We start from the raw sequence: 25,528 nt of genomic DNA, 5'->3' as shown, positions 1-25,528 counted from the left end.
TTTACTTTTTCGCACTGCGGGCTGCCGGTTTCACAAAGCTTTCATCTGGCTGTCACATGAAGACGATACCGCATCGCAGGCGTCCAACGGCGTCAGTTCAACGGAGAGAACACATGTTCAAATTCACGGGGAAGGTGCTTTCCCTTTCGGCCGCGACCCTCATGGTGTCGTCGGTGATTTCGTCCGCGGCTTCGCTGGACGATCTCGTCAAGGCTGCAAAGGCTGAAGGCCAGCTCACGACCATCGCCCTGCCGCATGACTGGTGCGGCTATGGCGATGTCATCGCCGGCTTCAAGGCGAAGTATCCGGGAATCACCATCAACGAACTCAATCCCGATGCCGGCTCCGGCGACGAAGTCGAGGCGATCAAGGCCAACAAGGATAACAAGGGCCCGCAGGCTCCCGACGTCATCGACGTTGGCCTGTCCTTCGGCCCGACCGCCAAGGCCGATGGCCTGTTGATGCCTTACAAGGTATCGACCTGGGACTCGATCCCGGACAGCGCCAAGGATGCCGATGGCGCCTGGTACGGCGACTATTACGGCGTTCTGTCGTTCATGGTGAACAAGGACTTGATCAAGGAATCGCCGAAGGACTGGGCCGATCTCCTGAAGCCGGAATTCGCCAATGCGGTAGCCGTTGCCGGTGACCCGCGCGCTTCGAACCAGGCCATCCAGGCTGTGTATGCCGCTGGCCTGTCGTCGGGTGCCGCTGCTGGTCAAGCCGCCGGCACCGCTGGGCTCGACTTCTTCAAGAAACTCAACGCCGCTGGCAATTTCGTCCCGGTCGTCGGCAAGCCCGCGACGCTGGCACAGGGCCAGACCCCGATCCTGATCAACTGGGATTATAACGCCCTTGCTGGCCGCGACACACTGAAGGGCAACCCGCCCGTCGACGTCATCGTACCGAAGAGCGGCGTTGTCGCCGGTGTCTACGTGCAGGCGATCAGCGCTTTCGCTCCGCATCCGAACGCAGCCAAGCTCTGGATGGAATACCTCTATTCCGACGAAGGCCAGATCGGCTGGCTGAAGGGCTATTGCCACCCGATCCGCTTCAACGACCTCGCCAAGAACGGTAAGATCCCGGCTGACGTGCTGGCCAAGCTGCCTCCGGCTGAAGCCTACGCTTCCGCTGCCTTCCCGACGCTCGACGAGCAGGGCAAGGCCAAGGAAGCCATCAGCAAGAACTGGGACGCCGTTGTCGGCGCCAACGTCAAGTAAGACTTGAAATGACCGGGCGGCCGTGAGGCCGCCCGGCTTTCCCTCGAAGACGGTAGCCGGCGCATGACCGATCTTACGCTTTCAAATCAGTCGCTTGCCGCCAAGCCCGCGCCGCCGAACGAGGCGACTGCTTTCCGCTTGCCGACGCAATGGATCGGCGTGGCGCCCTTCTTTATCTTCGTCCTGATGTTCCTGATCCTGCCGACGATCTACCTCGTCGTGGGGGCGTTCCAGACCGGCGACGGCCGATTTACGCTGGACAACATCCTGCAGCTGGTCAGTGATCCGTCGATCAGCGCTTCATACTGGGTTTCGATCAAGATCAGTTTCTGGTCGGCCATCATCGGCGCCTTTGCCGGGCTCGCAATAGCCATCGCGATCGTGCGCGGCGGACTTCCAAGCTGGACGCGCTCCGCGACCCTGACCTTTTCTGGCGTCGCGTCGAATTTCGCCGGCCTGCCGCTGGCCTTCGCCTTCCTGGCGACGCTCGGCCGGGTCGGCATCGTCACGACGCTGCTGCGTGACGTGCTCAATATCAACATCTATGCGATGGGCTTCAATTTCCTCACCACGTCGGGGCTGATCGCCGTCTATCTGTTCTTCCAGATTCCCCTGATGGTGGTCATCATCGTGCCGGCCATCGACGGCTTGAAGAAAGAATGGGGCGAGGCGGCGGCCACGCTCGGCGCCACGCAGTCGCAATATTGGCGCATGGTGGTCATACCGGTGATATGGCCAAGTTTCCTCGGCACCGTCATCCTCCTGTTCGCCAATGCCTTCGGCGCCATTGCCACCGCCTATGCGTTTGCCGGACCGGCACTCAACATCGTTCCCATCAAGCTCTACTCGCAGATCAATGGCGATGTGCTGCACAACCCGCAGCTCGGCTATGCCATCGCCTTCGGCATGATCGTCATCACGGGCTTGGCCAACGTCTTCTACATCTGGTTCCGGACTCGCTCCGAGAGGTGGCTCAAATGAAGTCGGGCAAATTCTGGGCCTGGGTCATCTTTATCGTCGGCGCGGCCTACTTCTTCATTCCGCTGATGGCGACGGTCGAGTTCTCGCTGCGGATGCGGCGCGGCGTCCATTCCTTCGACGCCTATCAGATCGTGTTGGGCGATGCGCGCTTCCAGTCAACCTTCCTGTATTCGGTGATCGCTGCCATCTTCACCATCATCCTCGGAATCCTGATCGTGGTGCCGGCTGCATACTGGATCCGGCTGCGTCTGCCTCAGCTCAGGCCGATCGTCGAGTTCATCACATTGTTGCCGCTGGTCATACCGGCCATCGTCATCGTCTTCGGCTACATCAGGATGTACGGTTCGAATTCGCCGCTGCCGTTCCTGGGAAGCAATATGGGTGCGAACGCTTTGCTGGTGATCGGCTATGCGACGTTGTCGCTGCCTTACATGTATCGCGCAGTCGACACCGGGCTGCGCACAATCGACGTGAGGACATTGACGGAAGCAGCACAGATCCTGGGCGCGGGCTGGTCGACGATCGTCGGCCGGGTTATTCTGCCCAATGTGCTGATCGCGGTGTTGTCAGGGGCGTTCCTGACCTTCGCGATCGTTATCGGCGAGTTCACCATGGCGAGCCTGCTCAACCGGCCGGCCTTCGGCCCTTACCTGCAGAACATCGGCGCCAACCGCGCCTATGAGCCGGCAGCCCTTGCCATCATCGCCTTCGCGATTACCTGGGGCTGCATGTCGCTCATCCAGATCCTGTCCCGCTTCGCGCCGAAATCGGCGAACCGTCCGAATTGACCTGAGAGAAAAGCCATGGCCGAGCCATTTCTGTCCATCCAGCATGTGCGAAAATCCTACGGCGCCAACACAGTGGTCCAGGATTTCAGCCTCGACGTCGAGCCGGGCGAGTTCGTCTCGTTCCTAGGACCGTCCGGTTGCGGCAAGACCACGGTGCTGCGCATGGTTGCAGGCTTCGAGGAGCCGTCGGCCGGCAAGATCGTTGTCGCCGGCAAGGACATCACGCGACTGAAGCCCAATCAACGCAATGTCGGCATGGTGTTCCAGGCCTACGCGCTGTTCCCGAACCTCACCGTGGCGCAGAACATCGCTTTCGGGCTGAAGGTTGCAGGCATGCCCAAGGCCGACGCCGACAAGCGCGTCGCCGAGATGCTCGACATGATCAAGCTGCCGCAGATGGCCGACCGTTACCCCTACCAGCTCTCGGGCGGCCAGCAGCAGCGTATCGCGCTGGCGCGTGCGATCGCGCCGAAGCCGAAGCTTCTGCTGCTCGACGAACCGCTGTCGGCGCTCGACGCCAAGGTGCGCGTTTCGCTGCGCGAGGAAATTCGCTCGATCCAGAAGAAGCTCGGCATCACCACCATTTTCGTCACGCACGACCAGGAAGAAGCGCTGTCGATATCCGATCGCATCGCGGTCATGTATGGCGGCAAGGCCGAGCAGGTCGCCACGCCGTTCGAGATCTACAACCGGCCGGCGACCAAGTTCGTTGCCAACTTCGTCGGTACGCTGAACGTGCTCGAAGGCAAGGTCACCGATGCCGCGTCAGGCAAGGTGCAGGTCAACACGCAGGAAGTCGAGTTGAAGGGCAAGCTCAACGGCTCGAAGTCCGGCGATACGCTGGCGCTGGCGCTGCGGCCCGAGGCAATTTCGCTCGGCCGTCAGCCCGGCCGCGATTCCAGCCTGTCCGGCGAGATTTCGGAGGTGCATTTCCTCGGTTCGGTGATCCGGGTCCGCGTCGGCATCGGCGGCAACACGGTATCGCTCGACACGTTCAACAACTCGGCGACGCCTCCGCCCGCCGTTGGCGAGAAGGCTGAGATTTCGTTCTCGTCGGGCGATATGCTGGTGCTGCATTAGCCCGATCGCATGAGCCTCAGGGAACGGGGTTGAGCCCCCAGATTTCGGCGGCAGCGTCGCCGGAAATTGCGTTGCTGTTCAATCCAGCCGGGATTGCGGCGGCAAGGATGCCAACACATAGTTGGACACATTCATTATTCCCGCCCCTCTCAAGCGTCGGCAAGCGGCGTCAAGCCGGTGGTGAACGACCGCGATATCTTCTGGGCAACGGGCAAGGCCTCCATCCGAGGCGATTTCGGGCGTATTGCCGGAGGGCTTGAGTTCGATGGCCAATCCACCGCATGCTGCGTGCATATCTGCGCCAGCAATCCCACGGATGTAACAGCCCATGGCTCTTTTCGAACTGACGCTTGTCCTGCTTTTGACTGCCGTCGCATTGACGGCGTTGTCACGGCGGCTGGAGATTCCCTATCCGTCCCTGCTGGCCTTGGCCGGCGTCGGGATTGCCTTCGTGCCTGGCGCGCCAACCATCGAGATCGATCCCGAACTGGCGCTTGCGCTGTTCATCGCCCCGGTGCTTCTCGATTCCGCCTATGACACCTCGCTGCGCGACCTGAAGCGCTACAGGCTGTCGCTTGTATTGCTGGCGCTCGGCGCCGTTGTCTTCACAACCGCCGTCGTTGCCTTCGTCGGCTGGAAGATGGCCGGCCTGCCGATCGCGGCGGCGATCGCGCTCGGCGCCATCGTTGCTCCGCCGGATGCGGTGGCGGCGAGCGCGGTTCTTGGGCAATTCAAGGTGCCGCACCGCATCACCGCCATCCTGCAGGGCGAGAGCCTGCTCAACGATGCCACCGCGCTGCTGATCTACCGGCTGGCGGTTTCGGCGGCGCTCGGCTCGATCACGCTGAGCAACGCCGTTCCAACGATCCTGCTGTCGACCATCGGCAGCCTCGTGGCGGGCTATCTGCTTGGCCGCTTCTCACTGTTGACGCTGTCCCGGATCGAGGATGCGGCAAGCAGCACCGTGGTGCAGTTCGCCGGGACGTTCGGCGTCTGGATCCTGGCGGACAGGCTCGGGCTGTCCGCGATCATCACCATTGTCGTCTACGCCATCACCATCGCGCGCAGCGCGCCACGGCACATGTCGGCGAGACGCCGCGTCAGCACCTATTCGGTCTGGGAGTCGGCGGTGTTCGTGCTCAACGTGCTGGCCTTCGTGTTGATGGGCCTGCAGGCACGATCGATCGTCGGGCGTCTCTCCGGCGATGGGCAAGGCGAAGCTTTTCTCTTTGCCGCGATGGTGCTGGCCGTTGTCATCGTGGCACGCCTGGTCTGGGTGGCGAGTTTCGTTGCGATCATCCGATGGTTTGCCCGCTTCGACGGCGAAGAGCGGAGGCGCGATGCGCCGACGTTTCGCGGCGCCGTGCTCGTCGGTTGGTGCGGCATGCGGGGGCTGGTGACGCTGGTGGTGGCCATTGCGCTGCCCGCCGGCTTTCCCGGCCGCGATCCGATCGTGCTTGCCGCCTTCGCGGTGGTGCTGGGCACGCTGGTGCTGCAAGGGATGAGCCTGAAGCCCCTGCTGCGGATACTCAACTTCGAACGGGATACGACGATAGACCGTGAGGTGGCCCAGGCACGCGTCGCCGTCATGCAGGCCGCGCTTGACGTGTTGAGCCGCAAGACATCGGCCGCGGCGGCCGTCGTGCGCGAGCAATACCAGGCTCAACGCACGATCGCGGAAAACCCTGACGACGCACAGGCGGCAACCGAATACGACCGGCTGCGCCTCTATGCCATCAACCGCCAACGCGATACGCTGGAGGAATTGCGCAGCAATGGCACGATCGGCGACGAAGCCTATCATCGCCTGGAAGAAGAGATCGACTGGTCGGAACTGGCGGCGTCTCCGGCTGGTCGGTTCCAGCCGTTGACGACGGATTAGACGGCTCATCGCCAGACTTGAGCCGCTACAGTCCGCGAAATGTCATACGCCGTTTTCCGGCGCGCGAAGGATACCGGAACGGACCGGAATCGGTGCAAGATCGCGCGGTGAGGCGGAGGGCTCCTGGCACAAGCCGCATCCATTCTCCTGCACATTGCAACCAACCCGCCGAACCGCTACTGCCATGATGGAAATTAAGCCGGATAAGCAATGAAGCTGGTCAGCTACAACATCCAGTATGGATTCGGCAGCGACGAGCGCTACGATCTTTCGCGCGCGGCACGCATCGTCGACGGCGCCGACATCATTGCCCTGCAGGAGGTGGAGCGGCACTGGCAGCGCAGCAATTTCGACGACCAGCCGGAATTGCTTTCACGCCTGCTGCCCGATTATTACTGGGTCTACGGGCCGGCCTTCGACATGGATGCTAGCGAGCGGCGCGAGGGGCGCCTGGTCAACCGGCGGCGGCAGTTCGGCACCATGGTGCTGTCGAAGCTGCCGATCGTATGGTCGCGGCTGCATGCGCTGCCGATGCGCCGCACGCTGCGGCCGCTCAACACCCGCAACGCCGCGCTGGAATGCCTGATCCGCACGCCGGCCGGCCCGGTGCGCGTGCTGTCCTTGCATCTGGCGCATATCGCGGCCGAAGAGCGGTTGGAGCAGATCGAATACCTGCTGGCCGAACATCGCCGTGCGCCCACCGACGGCGGACCGTGGAGCGGGGTCGATGACGAACCTTCGCGCAACTGGACCCATGGCGAAGCCGAGCCGGAAAATCCGCCGGCGGCGATCTGGATGGGCGATTTCAACATGGAGCCGGGCAGCGCCGAATATCGCCGCATCGTCGGCAGCACGCCTTACCATCGTGGCGCTGCCTATCTCGACGGTTTCGTCGATGCCGCCGCCGTGGCGATCGAACCGGCGGCTGACTTCCACACGCATGAGAAGATCATCGACGGCAGGCTGGCAAAGCGCCGGCTCGACCATTGTTTCGTCGGCGGCATGTTCGCCGGGCGGGTGCGTTCGGTCGGATCCGATATGGGCGAGGTGGCATCCGATCATTTCCCCGTCCGGGTCGATATCGATCTCGAAACGCCCCTCGGCTTGGGAGGTCGACAAGCCTGAAATGACGCTTTTCGTCTTCTTCGCGGTGCTTGCCGCGGCTGCCATGCACGCCATCTGGAACGCACTGGTCAAGGTCCATCTCGATCGCTTCCTGTCGATCACGCTGATGACACTCGGTATGGGCGCGGCCGCGCTCCTGGTGCTGCCCTTCGTCGAGGTGCCGAAGGCGGAAGTCTGGCCCTACATCATCGCGTCGGTGATCTTCCACATGGGCTACCGCACCTTCCTGATCGGCGCCTACCAGGCCGGGGATTTCGCCCAGACCTATCCGCTGGCGCGCGGCACGGCACCTTTGCTGGCCGCGATCGGTGGGATGTTCGTCGTCGCCGAAGTGCCGTCGCCGCTTGCCCTTGTCGGCATCGTGCTTTTGTCGGCCGGTACGCTGGTGATGTCGTTTCGCGGTGGCGCGCATCTGGAAAAGCTCAATTTGCGCGCGGTCGGCTTTGCATTCGGCACTTCGCTGTTCATTGCCAGCTATACGCTGTCCGACGGCAGCGGCGCACGGCTGGCGGCAACCGCGCAGAGCTATGCCGCGTGGCTGTTCGTCTGCGATGCGCTTGGCGCGCTGGTGCTGTGCCTCATCTTCCGGGGGCCCAAGGCGCTTCCTATCCTGGCGCGCGACTGGAAGACCGGGCTGTTCACCGGCGTGCTCAGCGGTGCGGCCTACTGGATCGTGATGTGGGCCATGACCGAGGCGCCGATCGCCTCGGTGGCGTCGCTGCGCGAGACCTCGATCCTGTTCGCCATGCTGATCTCGGTCTATGCGCTCGGCGAGAAGATGACGGGCTGGCGCGGGGCGGCCGCGCTCAGCATCGTTGCCGGGGTCATTGCACTCCGGCTGGGTTAGACAAGGCCGCGCTCAACCCAGCACGGTCATCACCTGGCCGCGCCGTTCCGGACTGAAGCGGATGACGACGATGATGCAGACGGCAACCACGCCGGCGAAAAGCGCCAGCGCGTAGCCGTAGCTGCTCCCCGGTGCCTCCGCGATTCCCGCCTGATACGGACCGCCATACGACGCGGCGAGATTGCCGGCCTGATAGATGAAGCCGGGCAAGGTGGCGCGCACGGCGCCCGGCGAAAGTTCATTGAGGTGTACCGGGATGACGCCCCAGGCGCCCTGGACCGCGATCTGCATGACGAAGGCGCCGATGGCGAGCATGAACGGCGTGGAGCTATAGGCCCATAGTGGAATCGCCGGCAGGGCGATCAGGCAGGCCAGGGTGATGGCGTTGACGCGGCCGATCTTCTCGGATAGCGCGCCGAACGCCAGGCCGCCAACGATGGCGCCGATATTGGCGACGATGGTGATCCAGCTCACCGTATGCGGATCGAAGCCATGCTGCTTCTTCAGGAAGGTCGGGTAGAGATCCTGCGTGCCATGGCTGAAGAAGTTGAAGAACATCATCAGCACGACGGCGTAGAGCGCGACGCCCCAATGCTTCTGCAGCGTTTCCAGCATGCCGGGTCTTACGGTCTTTTGCGCCTCGACGAAGGCCGGCGATTCCGGCACATGCGAGCGGATGAACAGGACAATCAGCGCTGGGGCAAAGGAGAGCAGGAACATGGCGCGCCAGCCGATCGTGTAGCCGCCGATCGTCTGCTGAAAGAGCAGGCCATAGACCACCGCCGCCAGAAGGTAGCCTGCCGGATAGCCGCATTGCAGGATGCCCGAGACCATGCCGCGCGCGCTGGGTGGGATGGATTCCATGGCAAGCGAACTGCCGAGCCCCCATTCACCGCCCATGGCGATGCCGAACAGAGCGCGCAGGGCCAGGAAGATGCCGAGATTGGGTGAGAAGGCGGCCAGCGCGCCGATCACCGAATAGCTGACGATGTTGAGCATGAGGATGGGCTTGCGCCCGTATTTGTCGGCGAGCATGCCAAAGAAGAACGCGCCGATGAAGCGCGTCGCCAAGGTCAGGAACAGTGCCTTTGAGACTGCCGGGACATCTGTGTGGAATTCACTTGCAATATCGGTGAGCAGGAATGTCAAAAGGAAGAAATCAAAGGCATCCAACGTCCAGCCCAGGAATGAGGCCAGGACGGTTTTCTTCTGCTCGGCATTGAGGTTCAAGGCGTCCTCCTTTGGTTCCCCAAAGGAACGATATGTCGCCTGGTAAACAAAAGAGAACAGCGATCGGCCGGCTTTCGAAGAGCCGGCGGTCACTTTTTCGTAAGATCGAGGTCGAAGACCATCAATCCGTCGGCGCCGCCTTCGAGTGCCGCGACCAGCCGGGCGCCGGCGCGTTGATGCGCTTCATGGACCAGATAGGCGTCACGCGCGGCGGCATTGCGGAAATCGATGGTGAAGCCGTGGGTGGAGCCGCGCGCGAAAGGCTCCGGGCTGACATTCGCGCTGAAGTGCACCGTGTCCATGCCGTCGATCACCTGGCGCAGTGCCTCCAGGTCGGCATGGATCGCCCTGCGTTCACCGTCGGGGACATCGTCGCGAAACCTGCCGAAGACACAATGCCTGATCATTTTCTCTTCCCTCAAGCGGCGCGATTCCCGGAAAACACGGCCGGCGCCAGAGGCTCGCGGCCAAGCACCAGATCGGCGCCCTTTTCGCCGACCATGATGGTCGGCGCGTTGGTGTTGGAGGAGGGCACGCGCGGCATCACCGAAGCGTCGCAGACACGCAAGCCTTCGATGCCGCGCAGCCGCAGGTCCGGCGTCACCACGGCCATGTCGTCGTGACCCATCCGGCAGGTTCCGACGGGATGGTGGTCGGTCTTGGAACTGCGGCAGGCATAGTCGATCAGCTCGTCGTCGCTTGCGAGCGACGGACCGGGCAGCAGTTCGCGCAGCACGTAGGGCTGAAGTGCCTTCTGCCGCATGATCTCGCGCGCCAGCCGCAGCCCCTTGAGCGACATGGCGCGGTCATAGGGATCGGACCAGTAGTTCGGGTCGATCAGCGGATGGTCGGCCGGGTCGGCGCTCTTCAGCCGCACCGTGCCGCGCGAGCGCGGCCGCAGGAAGGCCGAGTTCAAAGTGACGCCCGGGTTATTCAGTTTCTCGACGCCGGCCTCGATGCCAGATCCGAGACCCAGATGGAACTGGATGTCGGGCGAGGCGGCGGTCGGGTCGGCGTACCAGAAGCCGCCGGTCTCGAAGAGGCTCGAGGCCACCGGCCCCTTCTTCAAGAGCAGATATTGAAGGCCGGCCCACGCCGTGCGGTGCAGCTTTGCGTAGTTGTCGTAGGTGTGGTCCCCGGTGCATTCGGCGATGACGAACAGGTCGAGATGGTCCTGCATGTTGGAGCCGACGCCGGGCAGGTCATGCACCGGCGTGACGCCGACCGATTTGAGGTGGTCGGCCGGTCCGATGCCCGACTGCATCAGGAGCTTCGGCGAGCCGATGGCGCCGGATGAGACGATCACCTCGCGGTCGGCACGCAGGACCGTCTTTTCGCCGCCTGGCTTGTCGACAATTTCGACGCCGATGGCGCGGCCTTTCTCGATGACGATGCGGGTCACCAGGACATCAGTCCTGACGGTCAGGTTCTTGCGCGCGCGGATCGGCTTCAAGTAGGCAACGGAGGCCGACGAGCGGCGGGCGTCCTTCTGGGTCAGCTGGTAGTAGCCGACGCCTTCCTGGTTGGCGCCGTTGAAGTCCGGATTGAAGGGAATGCCCATCTGCTGGCCGGCGCGGAAATAGGCCTCGCAGATCGGCAGCGGCGAAATCGGGTTCGACACGCCGAGCGGACCTTGGTCGCCATGAAAATCGTTGGCGTAGCGCTGGTTGTTCTCGGCGCGCTTGAAATAGGGCAGCACGTCGCGATAGCCCCAGCCGGCAAGACCTTCTTCCTTTTCCCAGGCGTCGTAGTCGCGGGCATTGCCGCGCGTGTAGATCTGGGCGTTGATGGAGGAGCCGCCGCCGACCACCTTGGCCTGCGTGTACCAGAAAACGCGGTCGTTCATGTGCCTCTGCGGCACGGTCGACCAGCCCCAGGAGGCGATGCCCTTGGTCATCTTGGCAAAACCCGCCGGCATATGGATGTAGGGATGCCAGTCCTTGCCGCCGGCCTCGAGCAGCAGCACCGAATTGGAGGGATCCTCGCTCAGCCGGTTGGCCAGAACGCAGCCGGCCGGGCCGGCGCCCACGATGATATAGTCGGTCATGACACTATCCACTTACAGCCGCGGCACGGAGAGCGCGCCGTCGACATTGATGATCGAGCCGGTCGAAAAGCCGAGCTTGCCGGTGGCAAGCGTCGCCACCACGGCGCCGATGTCGGAAGCCTCGCCCCAACGCTTCGACGGCACCAGGCCGCCATCGATCAAGGCGTCGTATTTGGCGGTCACGCCTGCCGTCATATCGGTGCGAATGATGCCCGGCCGCACTTCGAACACGCCGATGTTTTCCGGCGCGAGCCTGAGCGCCAGGTTTTTCACCCACATGGAAAGGCCGGCCTTCGACATGCAGTAATCGGCGCGTTCCGGCGAGGCCATGTCGGCGCTGACCGAGGTGATGGTGATGATCGATCTTGGGAGGTCGCCCGGTGTGGTCAGCATCGCCTTGGCCACGGCCTGGCTCAGAAATACGGTGCCGCGCAGATTGATGCCCAGTGCGCGGTCGAAATTCGCCGGCTTCAGCTCGAGAAGATCGCCGCGCACGACGGCACCGATGCCGGCATTGTTGATCAGGCAGTCGATGCGGCCGAAGGCGCGCATTGCGGCATGGACCAATGCGGCGTGGCTGGAGAGGTCGGCGATATCGCAGCTGACATAGCCGAAATTCGCGCCGCGTGCGGTGATATTTTCCGAAAGTCCGTCAGCCGGGCTGTCGGCCAAGTCCGCAACGAGAATGTCGAAGCCTGCGTCCGCAAGCGCCTCGGCGCACGCGAGGCCAATGCCACGCGCACCGCCGGTAACTATCGCAACCGGGCGGATCATATGAGCCTTATCCTAAGAAGGCTGGTGCCGCCCCTCATCGCCCTGCCGGGCACTTCTCCCCGTATAGCGACGGGGAGAAGGAGGCCGTCGCCGCCGCTTTCGCCAATCGCCGACGCTGCAAAAGGAGCGCCAAGGTTGCGGCCAGCCCTCTTCTCACCGTTTACGGGGAGAAGGTGCCGGCAGGCGGATGAGGGGCGGCGCCGACAGATCATGCGGAAAGCTCCGTCGTGCGAATATGCTCCGCCACCCGCAGCGCCTGTGCGGCGATCGACAATGCAGGGTTCACCGCCGCCGAGTTCGGCAAAAAACTGCCATCGACGACGAACAGGTTCCGGTGGTCGAACGACCGACAGAACGGATCGAGTGGCGAGGTCGCCGGGTTGTCGCCCATCTTCACCGTGCCGCACTGATGCGAGGGCGTGCGCTTGTCGAAGGGGCGCGACAGCACGAGGGGATAACCGCAGGCGCGGAAGTTTTCGCGCATCACCTTGGTCAGGCCGTCCAGAGACTGCATGTTGGAGCGCCGCCACTGCATGACGATGTCCTTGCCGTCGACCATGATGCGGCTTTCGGGATCGGGCAGGTCCTCGCACATCAGATACCAGTCGATGGCGTGGCCGGCCATGAAATCGAGCGCGAATTTCGGCGCCAGCTTGACGTTGGCCCTCAGCATGTTGCCGTCGATCTTGCCGAGAAGCTGGACGTTGCCGAGCGGTTTGCCGCCCTTGCCGTCGGACAGGTAGTAGTCGTTCAGCATCAGCGTCTTCTGGTAGACGGCATCATTGCGGCGGCGCGGATCGATCGCCAGCATGGCGCTGGAATTGTGGTTCATGAAATTGCGGCCGACCTGATCGGAGCGGTTGGCAAGGCCCTTGCCGTCGGCCGAAGGCGAGCGCAGCAGGATGACCGCGGAGTTGACCGCACCGGCGGAGAGGATGACCAGCTTTGGCGTCACCTTCTTCAACTCGCCGTTCTGTCGGTAGTGAATCGCGGATATGGTTTTGCCGTCCGGCGATGCCTCGAGATATTCGACATGGGCACCGGTTTCGAGCTTGATGTTGCTGTCCTTCAGTGCCGCCGTCAGCGGTCCGGTTTGGGCGTCGACCTTGCCCTGGCCGGTGTTCGGAAAGGCATCCCAGCCGGTACTGCCCTCCTTCAGCCAGGTGTCGATGTCAACGCCGAGCGGCAACGAGGCCGGGTGCAGGCCGAGGCTCTTGAGTTCTGCCCGGGCGCGCGCGATCGGCGCCTCGTCCGGCACCGGCTTATAGGCGTAGGGGACCGAGTGGAACGGCTCGGTCGGGTCTTCGCCCAGAGTGCCGCGCACGCGAAACAACTGCTCGGCCTTGGAATACCAGGGCTCGAATTCTTCGTAGGAGAACGGCCATGCCGGCGAGACGCCGCCAAAATGCTCCATAGCGGAGAAATCTTCCTCGCGATAGCGGATCAGCACCGCGCCGTAGAATTTCGAATTGCCGCCGACATAGTAATAGTTGCCGGGGTTGAAGGCAGCGCCGCCGGCCTCTCGCCACATCTCCTTCGGCCGATAGTGGCCGTCGAGGAAGATCGAGCGCGTGTCGCGGGCATGCGGCGTTGCCGGCAGGAGCTCGCCGCGCTCCAGCATCAGGATCGTGGCGCCGCTGCCGGCCAGACCGGAGGCGATCGTGGCGCCGCCGATGCCGGAGCCGATGATGACGATGTCCGGATTTGTCATAGCTGTCAGCGGATGCGGTTCTCGGTCGCCGGATCGAAGAACACCGCCTTGGTCAGGTTGAAGGCGAGCGGCGTGCTGGTGCCCGGCTGGATGTTGGCGTCGGCGCGCAGCCGCGCCACCACGCCCTTGCCGCCGAGATTGGTGACGGCGAAGGTGTCGGAGCCGGCCGGCTCCACCACCTCGATGTGACAATCGGCGGTGGCAATCTGTGAAGCGTTGCGCTCGGCCCCTTCCGGATCGGTCAGGGCTTCGGGGCGGACACCAAAGATGACGGGCTTGCCCTTGAAGGCCGCCAGCCCGACCGGCGCATTGGTCATCGGCAGAGTGATCGGCTGCCGCGCCTCGCGGTCGAGCATGACAGCCAGTCCGCTGCCATTGTCGCCAATGGTCGCCGGGATCAGGTTCATCGCCGGCGAGCCCATGAAGTCGGCGACGAAGACGTTGGCGGGGTTGTTATAGATCTCGGCCGGCGTGCCGAACTGCTGCACCTCGCCATCGCGCATCACGGCAATCTTGGTCGCCAGCGTCATCGCCTCGATCTGGTCATGGGTGACGTAGACGATGGTGGTGCCGGTGGTGGCGTGCAGGCGCTTGATCTCGATGCGCATGTCGACGCGCAGCTTGGCATCGAGGTTGGACAGCGGCTCGTCGAACAGGAACAGTTTGGGGTCGCGCACCAGCGCCCGGCCCATGGCGACGCGCTGGCGCTGGCCGCCCGAAAGCTGGCTTGGCTTGCGCTTCAGGAGATGGCCGATCTGCAGCACCTTGGCCACCTTGTCGATCGCCTTCTGGCGTTCGTCCGCCGGCACGCCGCGCATTTCCATGCCGAAGGAGATGTTCCCGGCCACCGTCATGTTCGGATACAGCGCATAACTCTGGAACACCATGGCGATATCGCGCTTGGAGGGATGCAGATCGTTGATTGCCCGACCGTCGACGCGGATCTCGCCCGAGGTGATCGTCTCCAGTCCGGCAATGGTGTTGAGCAGCGTGGACTTGCCGCAGCCGGACGGGCCGACCAGCACCAGGAAGCCGCCTTTTTCCAGTTCCAGATTGATCCCTTTCAGGATCTCGATCTGGCCGAAACGCTTCCTCAGACCGTCAATTTCAAGAAAAGCCATTGGATTATCCTTTGACCGCGCCCGCCATCAGGCCACGCACGAAATAGCGGCCGGCGAGCACATAGACGAGAAGGGTGGGGAGGGCCGCGATCATCGCGGCCGCCATGTTGACATTGTATTCGACGACGCCGGTCGAGGTGTTGACGACGTTGTTGAGCGCCACCGTCATCGGCATGGAGTCACCCGTGCCGGCATAGGCGGAAGCGAACAGGAAGTCGTTCCAGATGTTGGTGAACTGGTAGATCACCGTGACGACGAAGATCGGCATCGAGTTGGGCAGCATGATGCGCCGGAAGATCTGGAAGAACGAAGCGCCGTCGACCTGGGCGGCTCTCACCAGTTCGGTCGGGAAGGCCTCGTAATAGTTGCGGAAGAACAGTGTGGTGAAGCCGATGCCGTAGACGACGTGGACGAAGACGAGGTTGACCGTCGAATTGCCGAGGCCGAAACTGGTTCCGACCGAGTTCCGCAGCGACGCGCCGAAACGGCCGACGCTGCCGAGGATTGTCGCCATCGGCAGCAGCACCGACTGGAACGGGATGAAGCAGGCAAACAGCATCAGCCCGAACACCAGCGTGTGGCCGCGGAAGCGCCATTTGGTCAGCACGTAGCCGTTCAAGGCGCCGAGCAAGGTCGAGATTATGACCGCGGGGACCACCATCTTGATGGAGTTCCAGAAATAGCCCTTGATTCCGGCGCAGGTGAGGCCGACGCAAGTCTCACCCCAGGCCTTCAGCCACGGATCGAAGGTCGGTGCCTTGGGCAGCGAAAGCATGTTGCCGTTCTGGATCTCGTCCATGGTCTTGAACGAGGTCACCAGCATGACGAACAGCGGCATCAGGTAGAACAGCGCGAACAGCGCCAAAAGCCCATAGATGACGACGCGGTTGACGGTCTTGACGTTAACCCCGCTGGACGGCAGGCGGGCGGGAGTGGCCACGGTGCTCATCGCGACTTCTCCCTGAGTTCCGAATAGAGATAGGGGACGATGATGGCGACGATGGTCATCAGCATGATCACCGCACTGGCCGAGCCGACCGCCATCTCGTTGCGCTTGAAGGTGTACTCATACATGAAGTTGGACGGCAGCCACGCCGAGCCGCCGGGGCCGCCGCTGGTCAGCGCCACCACAAGATCGTAGGACTTGATGGCGAGGTGGGCGAGCACGATGAACGCCGACAGGAAGATCGGCCGCAGCAGCGGAATGACGATGCGGCGGTAGAGCTGGAAGGTTGTGGCGCCGTCGATCTGCGCCGCCTTCATGATCTCGCCGTCGATACCGCGCAGGCCGGCCAGGAACATCGCCATGATGAAGCCCGAAGCCTGCCAGACGCCGGCGATGACCACCGTGTAGATGACGAAATCCTTGTTCTTGATCCAGTCGAAATGGAAGCTCGTCCAGCCCCATTGATGCAGGGTCTGCTCAAGGCCGAGGCCCGGATCGAGGAACCATTTCCAGGCGACGCCGGTGACGATGAAGGACAGCGCCATCGGATAAAGATAGATCGGGCGCAACACGCCTTCGCCACGGATCTTCTGGTCGAGCAGGATGGCCAGGAACAGGCCGAGCGCCAGGCAGATCAGGATATAGAGAAAGCCGAATATGCCCATGTTGGTGATCGAGGTGTACCAGCTTGATGGCGGGTCGGTGTCGAAGGTCCAGCCCCACAGCCGCTGATAGGCGCGAGGCCCTGTTATGGCGTAGGACGGGAAGGTCTTGGAATTGGTGAAGGACAGATAGATCGTCCACAGGATGAAGCCGTAGACGAAGATGACAGTGATGGCGAAGCTCGGCGCCAGCACGATCTTCGGCAAGGCATCCTGCAGGCGCGAGCGCACGGTGGCGCGCGGTCGGGCATGCTCCGGCGTCAGCTTGATCTGGCTTGTCGCAACTGTGCTCATGAGGTTCCTCCCGTCAGCATTCGGCCGGGGACCCTTCCCCGCCGAAGCGGGGAAGGTGTTTTGACGCGTAACGCTTACTTGGCGTCGTCGATCGCCTTGACCAACTCGGTCACGGCTTCGTCCGAGGTCTTGATCTGGCCGTGGACGAACTTCGAGACGACGTCCTTATAGGCATTGGCGACGGCTGGAGGCGCGCCATAGCCCTGGGCCAGCGAGCCGAACAGCGTGCCGCCTTCATTGGCCTTCTTCAGGTCGGCGATGCCCTTCTTGCCGCAAGCGTCGAAGTCGGTGTCCGGCACGTCGGTGCGTGCGGGAACCGAACCCTTCACCACATTGAAGGCCGACTGGAAGCTCTTCGACAGGGTGGCGGTGGCCAATGCGACCTGGGCGGCCTTGCGGTCTTCCGGAACATTGAACATGCCGAACATGTCGGAGTTGTAGATCACCGAGCCGTCGGTGCCCGGGAAGCGATAGCACAGGAAGTCGGTGCCCGGGGTCTTTTTGGCGGCGTGGAACTCACCCTTGGCCCAGTCACCCATGACCTGCACCAGGGCATCGCCCTTGATCACCATGGCGGTGGCAAGATTCCAGTCGCGGCCCGAGAAGTTCGGGTCGACATAGGTGACCAGCTTGGCGAGGTTGTCGAACGACTTCTTCATCGTGTCGGACTTGAGCGAAGCGTCGTCGAGGTCGTTGAAGGCCTTCTTGTAGAAGTCAGGTCCGCCGGTCGAGAGCACGACCGAGTCGAACATGGTTGCTTCCTGCCAGTTCTGGCCGCCCAGCGCGAGCGGGATGACACCGGCAGCCTTGGCCTTATCGAGCAGCGCGACGAATTCGTCGAAGGTCTTCGGCTCGGTGCCGCCGATCTTGTCCATCAGCGCCTTGTTGATCCACAGCCAGTTGACCGAGTGGACGTTGACCGGAGCCGCGACCCACTTGCCTTCATAGACCGAGAATTTCTGCAGCGCCGCCGGAACGGATTTGTCCCAGCCTTCCTTCTTGGCCGTCTCGGTCAGGTCGCCCATGACGCCGGCCGCGGCATAGTCGAGCACGGTGTAGCCGAGCATCTGCGAAGCGGTCGGGTAATTGCCGGCCGCGACCATCGCCTTCAGCGCGGTCATGGCGGCGTCGCCGCCGCCGCCGGCCACCGGCACGTCTTTCCAGGCATAGCCTTCCTTGGCCAGATCCTGCTTCAGCACGTTCAGAGCAGCCGCTTCGCCGCCCGACGTCCACCAATGCAGCATCTGCACTTCCTTGACGTCCGCGGCATGCGCCGAAAATGCAAAGCTCGTCGCAAGAGCCGTTCCGATAAGCAGTTTGCGCAACATGTACTTCCTCCCTTGTTGCAGTCATACGACCGGCGGAAACCCGCCGGGTTCTTCCAAACTCAGCCGACCCACCATCCGGTGCGCTGGCCGCGATGAAACTGGATTGTCTTTTCCTCGGTATAATCCTCGACGGCGCGTTTGCCGAGTTCGCGTCCAAGGCCGGACTGTTTATAGCCTCCAAAAGGCAGCTCGGGGTAACCTTCCATGAATGTGTTCACCCAAACTGTCCCCGAACGCACCCCACGCGCCACCGACATGCATGTGTCGATATTGGCGCTCCACACGCCTGCCGACAGACCATAGGGCGTGTTGTTGGCGATGTGCAACGCCTTTTCAATCGTTTCAAAAGTCAGCACCGAGAGCACGGGGCCGAAGACTTCCTCACGCGCAATGGCCATGTCCTCGGTGACGCCGCGGATGATGGTGGGATCGAGATATTGACCGGCATTCGAGGCCAGCTGCTGGCCGCCACTATAGACAGTACTGCCCACGCTTGCCGCTGCCGTAACGTAATCCGTCACCTTGGCCAGGTGGTCGGACGAGATCATCGCGCCGACCTTGGTCCGGTCGTCGAGCGGGTCGCCCACAGTCACCCTGGACGCAAGGGCCTTCACAGCGGCAAGAAAATCGTCGGCGATCGCCTCATGCACGATCAGCCGGCTGCCTGCATTGCAGCATTCGCCGGCATTGAAGAAGCCGCCGAACACCGCCGCGTCAGCCGCGGCCTTGAGATCGGCGTCGGGGAAGACGATCTGACCGTTCTTGCCGCCGAGTTCCATCGAGACCTTCTTCAGCGACTGCGCGGCGGAAGCCATGGTCATCTTGCCAACGCGGGTCGAGCCGGTGAACGACACCATCTCGACGAGGGGATGGCTGACCATCGGCGCGCCGACATCGGCGCCAAGGCCGGCGAGGATGTTGACGACGCCGGCGGGCAGGCCGGCCTCCATCAGGATGTCACCGAGCACGAAGGTGGAGGCCGATGTCATTTCGCTCGGCTTGACCACGGCGGTACAACCGGCGGCCAGCGCGAAAGGAAGTTTCTGGCTGACGATCAGGAACGGGAAATTCCATGGGGTGATGATCGAGACGACGCCGATCGGTTCACGGACCACCACGCCCAGCATGGCGTCGCCGAGATTGGCATAGGATTCGCCATGCAGCGTGCGGGCGAGCGAGGCCGCATAACGCCAGATGTCGACAGCGCCGCCGATCTCACCGCGCGCCTGGGCGACCGGCTTGCCGGATTCCAGGGCATCGAGCCGGGCGATGTCTTCCAGCCGCGCCTCGATCAGGTCCGCCGCCCTGAGCAGGATCGCGGCGCGTTCGGCTGCCTTCATGCGCGGCCAGGGGCCGGTCTCGAACGCCTGGTGCGCGGCCTGCATCGCTGCTTCCACTTCGGCCGCGCCGGCTTGCGCATAGCGCGAGACGGTGAAGCCGTGGCCGGGGCTCTTGCGTTCCAGCACGCGGCCGTCACGGGCATCGACATGCTTGCCATCGATCAGCAGCCGGTAGATTTTTGGCGCTGCGGATGCCTCGGCGGGCATGGCGATGTTGAGGGGAGCGTTCATCAGCTTCACTTTTCTCTATGATCTTGAAAATGCCGGCTTCTGCTTGGTCTTGAAAGCACCGACACCAGCCTTGAGGTCGTCGGTTAGCGCGATGAAGCCGCTGGCCAGCGCCTCGGTCGCGGCAGCACTTTCCTCGCCTTCGGCGACCGCGATCATCAGCTTGGCCGCTTCCGTCGCCAAGGGGCCGCGCTCGGCGATCTTCTCGGCCCAGGCCTTCGCCTCCGGTAGCGCCTTGCCGGTTTCGACCACCCTGTCGACGACGCCAAGGGCCAGCGCTTCGGGTGCCAGAACGATCTCGCCACCAAGGGCCATGCGACGCACCGTCTGTGCGCCGAAGCGGCGCACGGCGCGTTGCGTGCCGGACCAGCCGGGCACGACGCCGATCGAAGTTTCCGGGAAGCCCAGTTTCACATGCGTCTCGGCGACGCGGAAGTCGCAAGCGACAGCCAGTTCCAGCCCGCCGCCCAGCGCGTGGCCGGACAGCACCGCGATGGTCGGTTGCCTGAGCCGCGCCAGCCGGTCGAAGACGCGGTGGCCGTAGCGGACCCATTGCACCTGGAAATCGGCGGCGCTCATGGCACCCCAGGCCTCGATATCGCCGCCGGCGCAAAAACCCTTGCCTTCGCCGCGCATGAGCACGACGCGCACGCCCTGCGCCGCTTCAGCTTCGTCGAGCGCGGTTTCCAGTGCCCGCAGCATCGGAACATCCAGCGCGTTGAATTTCTCCGGCCGGCGCAGTGTGACGATGCCGATGGCGCCATCCTGCTCGAAGGTGACGAGACGCTCAGCCATGCATGCCTCCAAGCGAGGCGCCGCCATTGAGCGACAGGCCGATCGGCCGATCCTGATAGAGCGCCGCCGGCGTCACCTTGAGGTCGTTGGCGACACCGAGCGGAATCTCGGCCTGATCAAGCACATCGCGCTCGAGGTCGATCCCGGGTGCGAGTTCCGTCACCATCAACCCATCGGGCGTCAGCTTCATCACGCAGCGCTCGGTGACATAGGTGATGTCCTGCCCCTGAGCGACCGCCCGCTTGCCGGAGAAGGAGATGTGCTCGACCTCGTCGACGATCTTCTTGACCTTGCCCTCCTGGTCGATGCGGATGCCGCCATCGGCCAGTGAGAGCTTGGCGCCGGCATTGAAGAAGCCGGAAAAGACGATCTTCTTCGCCCGCGACGTGATGTCGACGAAGCCGCCGGCGCCGGCGGTGACATGCGGCCGCGCCGAAAGCTTCGACACGTTGACCGAGCCGTGGCGGTCGATCTGCAGGAAGGAAAGCAGCGAAGCGTCGAAGCCGCCGGCCTGGAAATAGATGAACTGGTGCGGCGAAGGCATGATCGCCTCGGCGTTCGATGCGCAGCCGAACTTGAAATCGAGCAGCGGCACGCCGCCGACAGCGCCCTGTTCGATAACCCACGTGACCTTGCCGTGCTGGCCTTCTTCCAGAAGGATGCGCGGCACGTTGGCCGAGATGCCGAAGCCGATGTTGACGGCCATGCCGTCGCGAAGCTCCATGGCGACGCGGCGCGCGATCACCTTCTGAACGTTCATCTCGGCATTGCGGAAGCTCGACAGCGGCCGGAAGATCTCGCCGGAGATCGCCGGATCGTAAGGGGTCAGCGTGGTCTGCAACTGGTCGGGCGCGACAACGATATGGTCGACCAGCACGCCGGGCACGCGGACGTCGTGCGGCTTCAGCGTGCCGTTCTCGACGACGCGCTTGACCTGCGCGATGACGATGCCGCCATCGTTGCGGGCGGCGAGCGCCTGTTCGAGGCCGCCAAGATAGGCGCCTTCATGCTCATAGGTGAGGTTGCCGCGCTCGTCCGCCGTGGTGGCGCGAATGATCGAGATGTTGGGCACGATCGAACGGAAATAGAGCCATTCCTCGCCGTCGAACTGCTGTACCGAAACAATCGGCTCGTTTGCCGCCGCGTTCATGGCGCAGCCCTGATGGCGCGGGTCGGCGAAGGTGTCGAGGCCGACCTTGGTCAGCACGCCCGGCCGCTTGGCGGCGGCTTCGCGGTGCATGTCGAACAGGATGCCGGACGGGACGTTATAGGCGGCGACCGAATTGTCGCCGATCATCTTCCAGATCCGCGGCGGCTCGGCGGAGGAGGGGCCGGACGGATAGGAGCCGCACAGCGTGCGCTTCAACAGGCCCGGCTTGGCCAGATGGTCGATGCCCTTGATGCCATACATGTCGCCGGCGGCGATCGGGTGCAGCGTGGTGATCTCCTTCGGATGGCCCTCGGCGTCGAAGCGCTCACCGATCGCGGCGAGCACGGCGTCCGGGCAGCCGAGGCCGCTCGACGAGGACACGGAGACGACCATGCCGTCCTTGATCAGGCTGGCTGCCTGCGCCGCTGAAACGACCTTGCTCAATTCATGCTCCCGAGTTTGGGGTCGATCTTGACGGCCTTGCCGGAGCTGGCCGATTGAAGCGCCGCCTCGGCTGATGCCAGCGACCAGACGCCGTCCTCTCCGGTGGCGGCAGGCTGGCCCTTGCCGCGGATCGCGGCATGGAACTGACGCACAGACCTGACGTAGAGATCCTCGCGGTCGAAGCTCAGCTGCTCCTCCCCCTTGGCGGTGCGCAGCAGTACCGAGCCGTCCGGCTTCTGGGTCATCACATTGCTGGCGATCAGCGAACCTTCCGAGCCGTGTACCTCAAGGCCGGTGCCGGCGAACCTGGTGGTGAAGCCTTCATGCGACTGGGCGATAAGGCCCGAGTTGAAGCGCCAGATGCACATGGCGCCATCTTCCAATCCCCCGCCGGCCATGCCGGCCGTCTGCGTGAAGGCCGAGACCTCGGCCGGATCGTCGCCAAGCACGAAGCGCAGCGTGTCGGCATCATGCACGGTGATGTCGAGCACCACCCCACCGCCGGCCTCGGGTTTGGTGATGCGCCAGCCCTGCAGGGTCTCCGGCAGGTAGACGGAATGGAAGACCCGCGCGGCGATCGGCTTGCCGATGCGGCCGGCGGCGATCGCCTCGCGCATGGCACGGTGGGCGCCGGCATTGCGCAGATGATGGTTGGTGCCGAGCACGACACCCGCTGCCTGAGCCGCGGCGACCATGTTGCGCGCGTCGGCGCTGGTCAGCGCCAGCGGCTTCTCGCACAGCACATGCTTGCCCGCCCTGATCGCGGCGAGCGCCTGTTCGAGATGCAGTTCGTTGGTGGTAGAGATATAGACCGCGTCGATGCCGGATCCGAGCAGGGCATCGAGGCTCGACATGGCGGCTGGAATGCCATTTTCCCCGGCATAGGCCGTGGCGCGTTCCGGGTTGGAACTCATCACCGCGACGATCTCGCCATCGGCTTGCGCGCGAATGGCATTGATCATGAATTGCCTGGCGATCGTGCTGGCGCCGATCAGTCCCCATTTGACGCTCATACGGTCACTCCCGGCCCCGCGGGCCTGTTTCGTGTGCGGCGATCCGGGCCGCAGCTTTCCCTGACCACGAGATTGACGGCGCCGATATGGTCTTCCGCACGCGTGGTGCGCGACTGGATCATCTTGAGCATGACGTGGGCGGCGCGTTCGCCGAGACCGGCACTGTCCACCGCGACGCTGGTCAGTGCTGGCATGTAGTGTTCCGCCTCCACCACGTCGTCGAAGCCGACGACGGCAAAATCCGCGCCGGGTTCAAGCCCGCGCTTGCGCAGCGCCAGCAGGGCACCAAAGGCAACCGCATCGTTGAAGCAGAGGGCCGCGGTCGGAGGCTCGGCCATCGTGAGTGCGGTTTCCAGGCACGCAATACCGCCCTTGCGGCTGGTCTCGCCCTCGATGATGAGCACGTCGCGGGCGGCGATGCCGAGGGTCTCACAGGCCTCGCGAAAGCCGCCAAGGCGCTCATGGTAGACCACGAGGTCGGGCGAGCCACCGAAGAAGACCAGCCGGCGATGTCCCTTGCCGATAAGATGGGCCGTGGCGAGGTAGGCGCCGCGATGATTGTCCGGAGCGATCACCGGGATACGGCTTTCAGGCAAGCGTCGCATAGCGAAGACGATCGGCACGCCCGCCGTCTCCAGCCGCCGAAACGCGCCCGGCGTGGTGCCACGCGCCGGCGACACGATGAGGCCGGCGACGCCCTGTTCCATCAGCGACTTGAGCACCTCTTCCTGACGCACCGGATTCTCCGCCGTGTTGGCGATGAAGGGCACGATGCCGGCCGACTGGAAGACGCGCTCCATGCCGACCGCCAGTTCGGCGAAGAAGGGATTTGTGAGGTCGTTGATGACCATGCCGATGACATTGGAATGGGCCTTGCGCAGATTGGCTGCGCCGCGATTGTAGACATAGCCGACATCCTCGATCGCCTTGCGAACCTTGACCGCGGTCTCAGGCCGGATCAGCCCGCTGCCCTGGAGCACGAGCGACACCGTCGATTTGGACACGCCCGCCTCGCGGGCGATGTCGAAGATCGTCGCCTTGGCCCGGCTGGCCATTCAGATATCTCCTCCGGTTCGGGTCGAGTTTTATTGGAACGTTCTAATCATTGCTCCGGCCGAGAGTCAATCGGGATTTTTCCTGGCGCGAAAAATCGATAATTCGATGCTGCGGGACGTGTGATTGAAGGCATCGCGTGCTGCGACGCAGCATTTGAGGGAAGTCGCCTGCAAATCCTAAAGGTTCTTGATTTATTGGAACGTTCCATTTATAGGCGCAATGAAGGGAGAGATCGATGGATATTGCCTTGCCTGGTGAGAGTGGTGGCCGCAGCACCCGTTACGCGCTTGTCGGCCAGCCGGTGCAGCCGGTGATGGGCGCGCGGTTTCCGCGCATCGCCTATGCCGCCGCGCATGTCGTCGCCGATCCCCTTGGAATGTCCGATCCGTGGTCACGGCCCGTGGTCGACTGGGACAGGACGATGGCGTTTCGTCACCATTTGTGGCGGCTCGGCTTCCGCATCGCCGAGGCGATGGACACGTCGCAGCGCGGCATGGGCTTCGATTGGGCAAGCGCGCAGGAATTGATCCGCCGCTCTATCGCCGAGGCACGCACCGTCGCCGGCGCCGATCTTGCCTCGGGTGCCGGTACCGACCATCTGGCGCCGGGGTCGGCCAGGACACTGGACGACGTGATTGGCGCCTATGAGGAGCAGTTCGCTTTTATCGAAGGGCAGGGCGGCAAGGCGATCATGATGGCCAGCCGCGCCCTGGCGGCAGTGGCGAAGGGGCCGGACGACTACGCCGCCGTCTATGACCGTATTCTGAACCAGGCCTCCGGCAAGGTCATCCTGCACTGGCTGGGCGACATGTTCGATCCGGCCTTGAAGGGCTATTGGGGCGGCGACGATTTCGAGGCCGCGCTCGATACGGTGGTCACCATCATCGAACGCCACACAGACAAGGTCGAAGGCATCAAGATATCGTTGCTCGATGCAGGCAAGGAGGTTGCACTGCGCGATCGGCTGCCGGACGGCGTCGTGATGTTCACCGGCGACGACTTCAACTATCCCGAACTGATCGCCGGCGACGGCAAGAGGCACTCGCACGCGCTGCTTGGCATTTTCGATGCCATCGCGCCGGTCGCCAACGCGGCGCTGGCGAAACTGGCGGATGGCGACCGCGCCGGCTATGACGCTCTGATGGCGCCGACGGTACCGCTATCGCGAAAGATCTTCGAGGCGCCGACCGAATACTACAAGGCCGGCATCATCTTCATGGCCTGGCTGAACGGTCATCAGGACCATTTCACGATGGTCGGCGGCATGCAGTCGGCGCGCGGCATCCGCCACTATGCAGATATTTTCCGCCTTGCCGACCAGGCAGGATTGCTGGCCGATCCGGACCTTGCCATATCCAGGATGAAGAGCCTGTGCGCCGTCGCAGGCGTCTGAGCTGAACGAAATCGGGCCATAAGAATCCCCCAAGTGGGGATTTGCGAGATGGAGCGGCGTCTGGGCCGGCTGA

At 63.5% G+C, this 25,528-nt stretch carries 22 protein-coding genes; 8 read left to right on the top strand and 14 right to left on the bottom strand.

The window, feature by feature from the left end; genetic code table 11:
* Positions 1–113 precede the first annotated feature (113 nt).
* From FJ930_RS05130 to FJ930_RS05100, 7 genes are all read left to right on the top strand, one after another.
* A complete protein-coding gene (locus FJ930_RS05130; protein ID WP_140741910.1) occupies positions 114–1,220 on the top strand; it encodes an ABC transporter substrate-binding protein in 1,107 nt (368 codons plus the stop codon).
* Positions 1,221–1,406: 186 nt separating this feature from the next.
* Positions 1,407–2,201 carry an ABC transporter permease subunit gene (locus FJ930_RS05125; protein ID WP_246676816.1) on the top strand — a complete coding sequence of 265 codons (795 nt, stop codon included), beginning with the start codon at positions 1,407–1,409 and terminating at the stop codon, positions 2,199–2,201.
* The gene (locus FJ930_RS05120) at positions 2,198–2,989 is read left to right on the top strand and encodes an ABC transporter permease (RefSeq protein ID WP_141835492.1); all 792 of its coding nucleotides are present in this window, start codon (positions 2,198–2,200) and stop codon (positions 2,987–2,989) included. Before FJ930_RS05125 ends, FJ930_RS05120 begins: the two co-directional genes overlap by 4 nt.
* A gap of 15 nt (positions 2,990–3,004) precedes the next feature.
* Positions 3,005–4,069, top strand: coding sequence for an ABC transporter ATP-binding protein (locus FJ930_RS05115; RefSeq protein ID WP_141835490.1), 1,065 nt, complete (start codon positions 3,005–3,007; stop codon positions 4,067–4,069).
* 328 nt (positions 4,070–4,397) lie between these two features.
* Positions 4,398–5,951: a sodium:proton antiporter gene (locus tag FJ930_RS05110; protein WP_141835488.1), complete on the top strand. Its 1,554-nt coding sequence runs from the start codon at positions 4,398–4,400 to the stop codon at positions 5,949–5,951.
* A 210-nt stretch (positions 5,952–6,161) separates the two neighbouring features.
* The gene (locus tag FJ930_RS05105; RefSeq protein ID WP_141835485.1) at positions 6,162–7,076 is read left to right on the top strand and encodes an endonuclease/exonuclease/phosphatase family protein; all 915 of its coding nucleotides are present in this window, start codon (positions 6,162–6,164) and stop codon (positions 7,074–7,076) included.
* A gap of 1 nt (position 7,077) precedes the next feature.
* On the top strand, positions 7,078–7,923 hold the full coding sequence (locus tag FJ930_RS05100; protein WP_141835483.1) for an EamA family transporter: 846 nt from the start codon (positions 7,078–7,080) through the stop codon (positions 7,921–7,923).
* Positions 7,924–7,935: 12 nt separating this feature from the next.
* On the opposite strand, the gene FJ930_RS05095 is transcribed toward FJ930_RS05100, so the two are convergent.
* From FJ930_RS05095 to FJ930_RS05030, 14 genes are all read right to left on the bottom strand, one after another.
* Positions 7,936–9,153, bottom strand: a complete 1,218-nt coding sequence (locus tag FJ930_RS05095) for an MFS transporter (RefSeq protein WP_141835480.1) — start codon at positions 9,151–9,153, stop codon at positions 7,936–7,938.
* An 89-nt stretch (positions 9,154–9,242) separates the two neighbouring features.
* A complete protein-coding gene (locus FJ930_RS05090) occupies positions 9,243–9,560 on the bottom strand; it encodes a Dabb family protein (RefSeq protein ID WP_141835477.1) in 318 nt (105 codons plus the stop codon).
* Between the two features lie 11 nt (positions 9,561–9,571).
* A complete protein-coding gene (locus FJ930_RS05085; RefSeq protein ID WP_141835474.1) occupies positions 9,572–11,200 on the bottom strand; it encodes a choline dehydrogenase in 1,629 nt (542 codons plus the stop codon).
* 12 nt (positions 11,201–11,212) lie between these two features.
* Positions 11,213–11,974 carry a 3-ketoacyl-ACP reductase gene (locus FJ930_RS05080; protein WP_141835472.1) on the bottom strand — a complete coding sequence of 254 codons (762 nt, stop codon included), beginning with the start codon at positions 11,972–11,974 and terminating at the stop codon, positions 11,213–11,215.
* A gap of 208 nt (positions 11,975–12,182) precedes the next feature.
* Positions 12,183–13,685, bottom strand: a complete 1,503-nt coding sequence (locus FJ930_RS05075) for a GMC family oxidoreductase (protein ID WP_141835469.1) — start codon at positions 13,683–13,685, stop codon at positions 12,183–12,185.
* A 5-nt stretch (positions 13,686–13,690) separates the two neighbouring features.
* Positions 13,691–14,806 (bottom strand): ABC transporter ATP-binding protein, encoded by a 1,116-nt coding sequence (locus tag FJ930_RS05070; protein ID WP_141835467.1) that lies wholly within the window; start codon positions 14,804–14,806, stop codon positions 13,691–13,693.
* 4 nt (positions 14,807–14,810) lie between these two features.
* The gene (locus FJ930_RS05065; RefSeq protein ID WP_141835464.1) at positions 14,811–15,755 is read right to left on the bottom strand and encodes a carbohydrate ABC transporter permease; all 945 of its coding nucleotides are present in this window, start codon (positions 15,753–15,755) and stop codon (positions 14,811–14,813) included.
* Positions 15,752–16,708 carry a sugar ABC transporter permease gene (locus FJ930_RS05060; RefSeq protein WP_140741938.1) on the bottom strand — a complete coding sequence of 319 codons (957 nt, stop codon included), beginning with the start codon at positions 16,706–16,708 and terminating at the stop codon, positions 15,752–15,754. Before FJ930_RS05060 ends, FJ930_RS05065 begins: the two co-directional genes overlap by 4 nt.
* Before the next feature lie 74 nt (positions 16,709–16,782).
* Positions 16,783–18,036, bottom strand: coding sequence for an ABC transporter substrate-binding protein (locus tag FJ930_RS05055; protein ID WP_141835462.1), 1,254 nt, complete (start codon positions 18,034–18,036; stop codon positions 16,783–16,785).
* Positions 18,037–18,095: 59 nt separating this feature from the next.
* Entirely contained in the window at positions 18,096–19,607 is a 1,512-nt protein-coding gene (locus FJ930_RS05050; RefSeq protein ID WP_141835459.1) for an aldehyde dehydrogenase family protein, read from the bottom strand.
* Between the two features lie 15 nt (positions 19,608–19,622).
* Entirely contained in the window at positions 19,623–20,399 is a 777-nt protein-coding gene (locus FJ930_RS05045; RefSeq protein WP_141835456.1) for an enoyl-CoA hydratase/isomerase family protein, read from the bottom strand.
* A complete protein-coding gene (locus FJ930_RS05040) occupies positions 20,392–21,993 on the bottom strand; it encodes an acyl CoA:acetate/3-ketoacid CoA transferase (protein WP_141835452.1) in 1,602 nt (533 codons plus the stop codon). The genes FJ930_RS05045 and FJ930_RS05040 overlap by 8 nt, the downstream gene beginning before the upstream one ends.
* On the bottom strand, positions 21,990–23,006 hold the full coding sequence (locus tag FJ930_RS05035) for a Gfo/Idh/MocA family oxidoreductase (protein ID WP_141835449.1): 1,017 nt from the start codon (positions 23,004–23,006) through the stop codon (positions 21,990–21,992). Before FJ930_RS05035 ends, FJ930_RS05040 begins: the two co-directional genes overlap by 4 nt.
* A complete protein-coding gene (locus FJ930_RS05030; RefSeq protein WP_141835446.1) occupies positions 23,003–24,061 on the bottom strand; it encodes a LacI family DNA-binding transcriptional regulator in 1,059 nt (352 codons plus the stop codon). Before FJ930_RS05030 ends, FJ930_RS05035 begins: the two co-directional genes overlap by 4 nt.
* A 236-nt stretch (positions 24,062–24,297) precedes the next feature.
* Between FJ930_RS05030 and FJ930_RS05025 the strand changes: the two genes are divergently transcribed.
* On the top strand, positions 24,298–25,455 hold the full coding sequence (locus FJ930_RS05025; RefSeq protein ID WP_141835443.1) for a dihydrodipicolinate synthase family protein: 1,158 nt from the start codon (positions 24,298–24,300) through the stop codon (positions 25,453–25,455).
* Positions 25,456–25,528: the final 73 nt, after the last annotated feature.

It is taken from the genome of Mesorhizobium sp. B2-4-15 (assembly GCF_006658505.1).
In the GTDB taxonomy this organism is placed as follows: domain Bacteria; phylum Pseudomonadota; class Alphaproteobacteria; order Rhizobiales; family Rhizobiaceae; genus Mesorhizobium.
This window is presented reverse-complemented; position numbering and strand designations above follow the sequence as displayed.

Excerpts from the sequence above, each read along its gene's own strand:
- FJ930_RS05035 (WP_141835449.1), bottom strand. The coding sequence starts at position 23,006 with ATGAGCGTCAAATGGGGACTGATCGGCGCCAGCACGATCGCCAGGCAA.
- FJ930_RS05130 (WP_140741910.1), top strand. The coding sequence starts at position 114 with ATGTTCAAATTCACGGGGAAGGTGCTTTCCCTTTCGGCCGCGACCCTC.
- FJ930_RS05085 (WP_141835474.1), bottom strand. The coding sequence starts at position 11,200 with ATGACCGACTATATCATCGTGGGCGCCGGCCCGGCCGGCTGCGTTCTG.
- FJ930_RS05060 (WP_140741938.1), bottom strand. The coding sequence starts at position 16,708 with ATGAGCACAGTTGCGACAAGCCAGATCAAGCTGACGCCGGAGCATGCC.
- FJ930_RS05050 (WP_141835459.1), bottom strand. The coding sequence starts at position 19,607 with ATGAACGCTCCCCTCAACATCGCCATGCCCGCCGAGGCATCCGCAGCG.
- FJ930_RS05100 (WP_141835483.1), top strand. The coding sequence starts at position 7,078 with ATGACGCTTTTCGTCTTCTTCGCGGTGCTTGCCGCGGCTGCCATGCAC.
- FJ930_RS05065 (WP_141835464.1), bottom strand. The coding sequence starts at position 15,755 with ATGAGCACCGTGGCCACTCCCGCCCGCCTGCCGTCCAGCGGGGTTAAC.
- FJ930_RS05110 (WP_141835488.1), top strand. The coding sequence starts at position 4,398 with ATGGCTCTTTTCGAACTGACGCTTGTCCTGCTTTTGACTGCCGTCGCA.
- FJ930_RS05125 (WP_246676816.1), top strand. The coding sequence starts at position 1,407 with ATGTTCCTGATCCTGCCGACGATCTACCTCGTCGTGGGGGCGTTCCAG.
- FJ930_RS05075 (WP_141835469.1), bottom strand. The coding sequence starts at position 13,685 with ATGACAAATCCGGACATCGTCATCATCGGCTCCGGCATCGGCGGCGCC.
- FJ930_RS05030 (WP_141835446.1), bottom strand. The coding sequence starts at position 24,061 with ATGGCCAGCCGGGCCAAGGCGACGATCTTCGACATCGCCCGCGAGGCG.
- FJ930_RS05120 (WP_141835492.1), top strand. The coding sequence starts at position 2,198 with ATGAAGTCGGGCAAATTCTGGGCCTGGGTCATCTTTATCGTCGGCGCG.
- FJ930_RS05070 (WP_141835467.1), bottom strand. The coding sequence starts at position 14,806 with ATGGCTTTTCTTGAAATTGACGGTCTGAGGAAGCGTTTCGGCCAGATC.
- FJ930_RS05105 (WP_141835485.1), top strand. The coding sequence starts at position 6,162 with ATGAAGCTGGTCAGCTACAACATCCAGTATGGATTCGGCAGCGACGAG.
- FJ930_RS05115 (WP_141835490.1), top strand. The coding sequence starts at position 3,005 with ATGGCCGAGCCATTTCTGTCCATCCAGCATGTGCGAAAATCCTACGGC.
- FJ930_RS05045 (WP_141835456.1), bottom strand. The coding sequence starts at position 20,399 with ATGGCTGAGCGTCTCGTCACCTTCGAGCAGGATGGCGCCATCGGCATC.
- FJ930_RS05055 (WP_141835462.1), bottom strand. The coding sequence starts at position 18,036 with ATGTTGCGCAAACTGCTTATCGGAACGGCTCTTGCGACGAGCTTTGCA.
- FJ930_RS05090 (WP_141835477.1), bottom strand. The coding sequence starts at position 9,560 with ATGATCAGGCATTGTGTCTTCGGCAGGTTTCGCGACGATGTCCCCGAC.
- FJ930_RS05025 (WP_141835443.1), top strand. The coding sequence starts at position 24,298 with ATGGATATTGCCTTGCCTGGTGAGAGTGGTGGCCGCAGCACCCGTTAC.
- FJ930_RS05080 (WP_141835472.1), bottom strand. The coding sequence starts at position 11,974 with ATGATCCGCCCGGTTGCGATAGTTACCGGCGGTGCGCGTGGCATTGGC.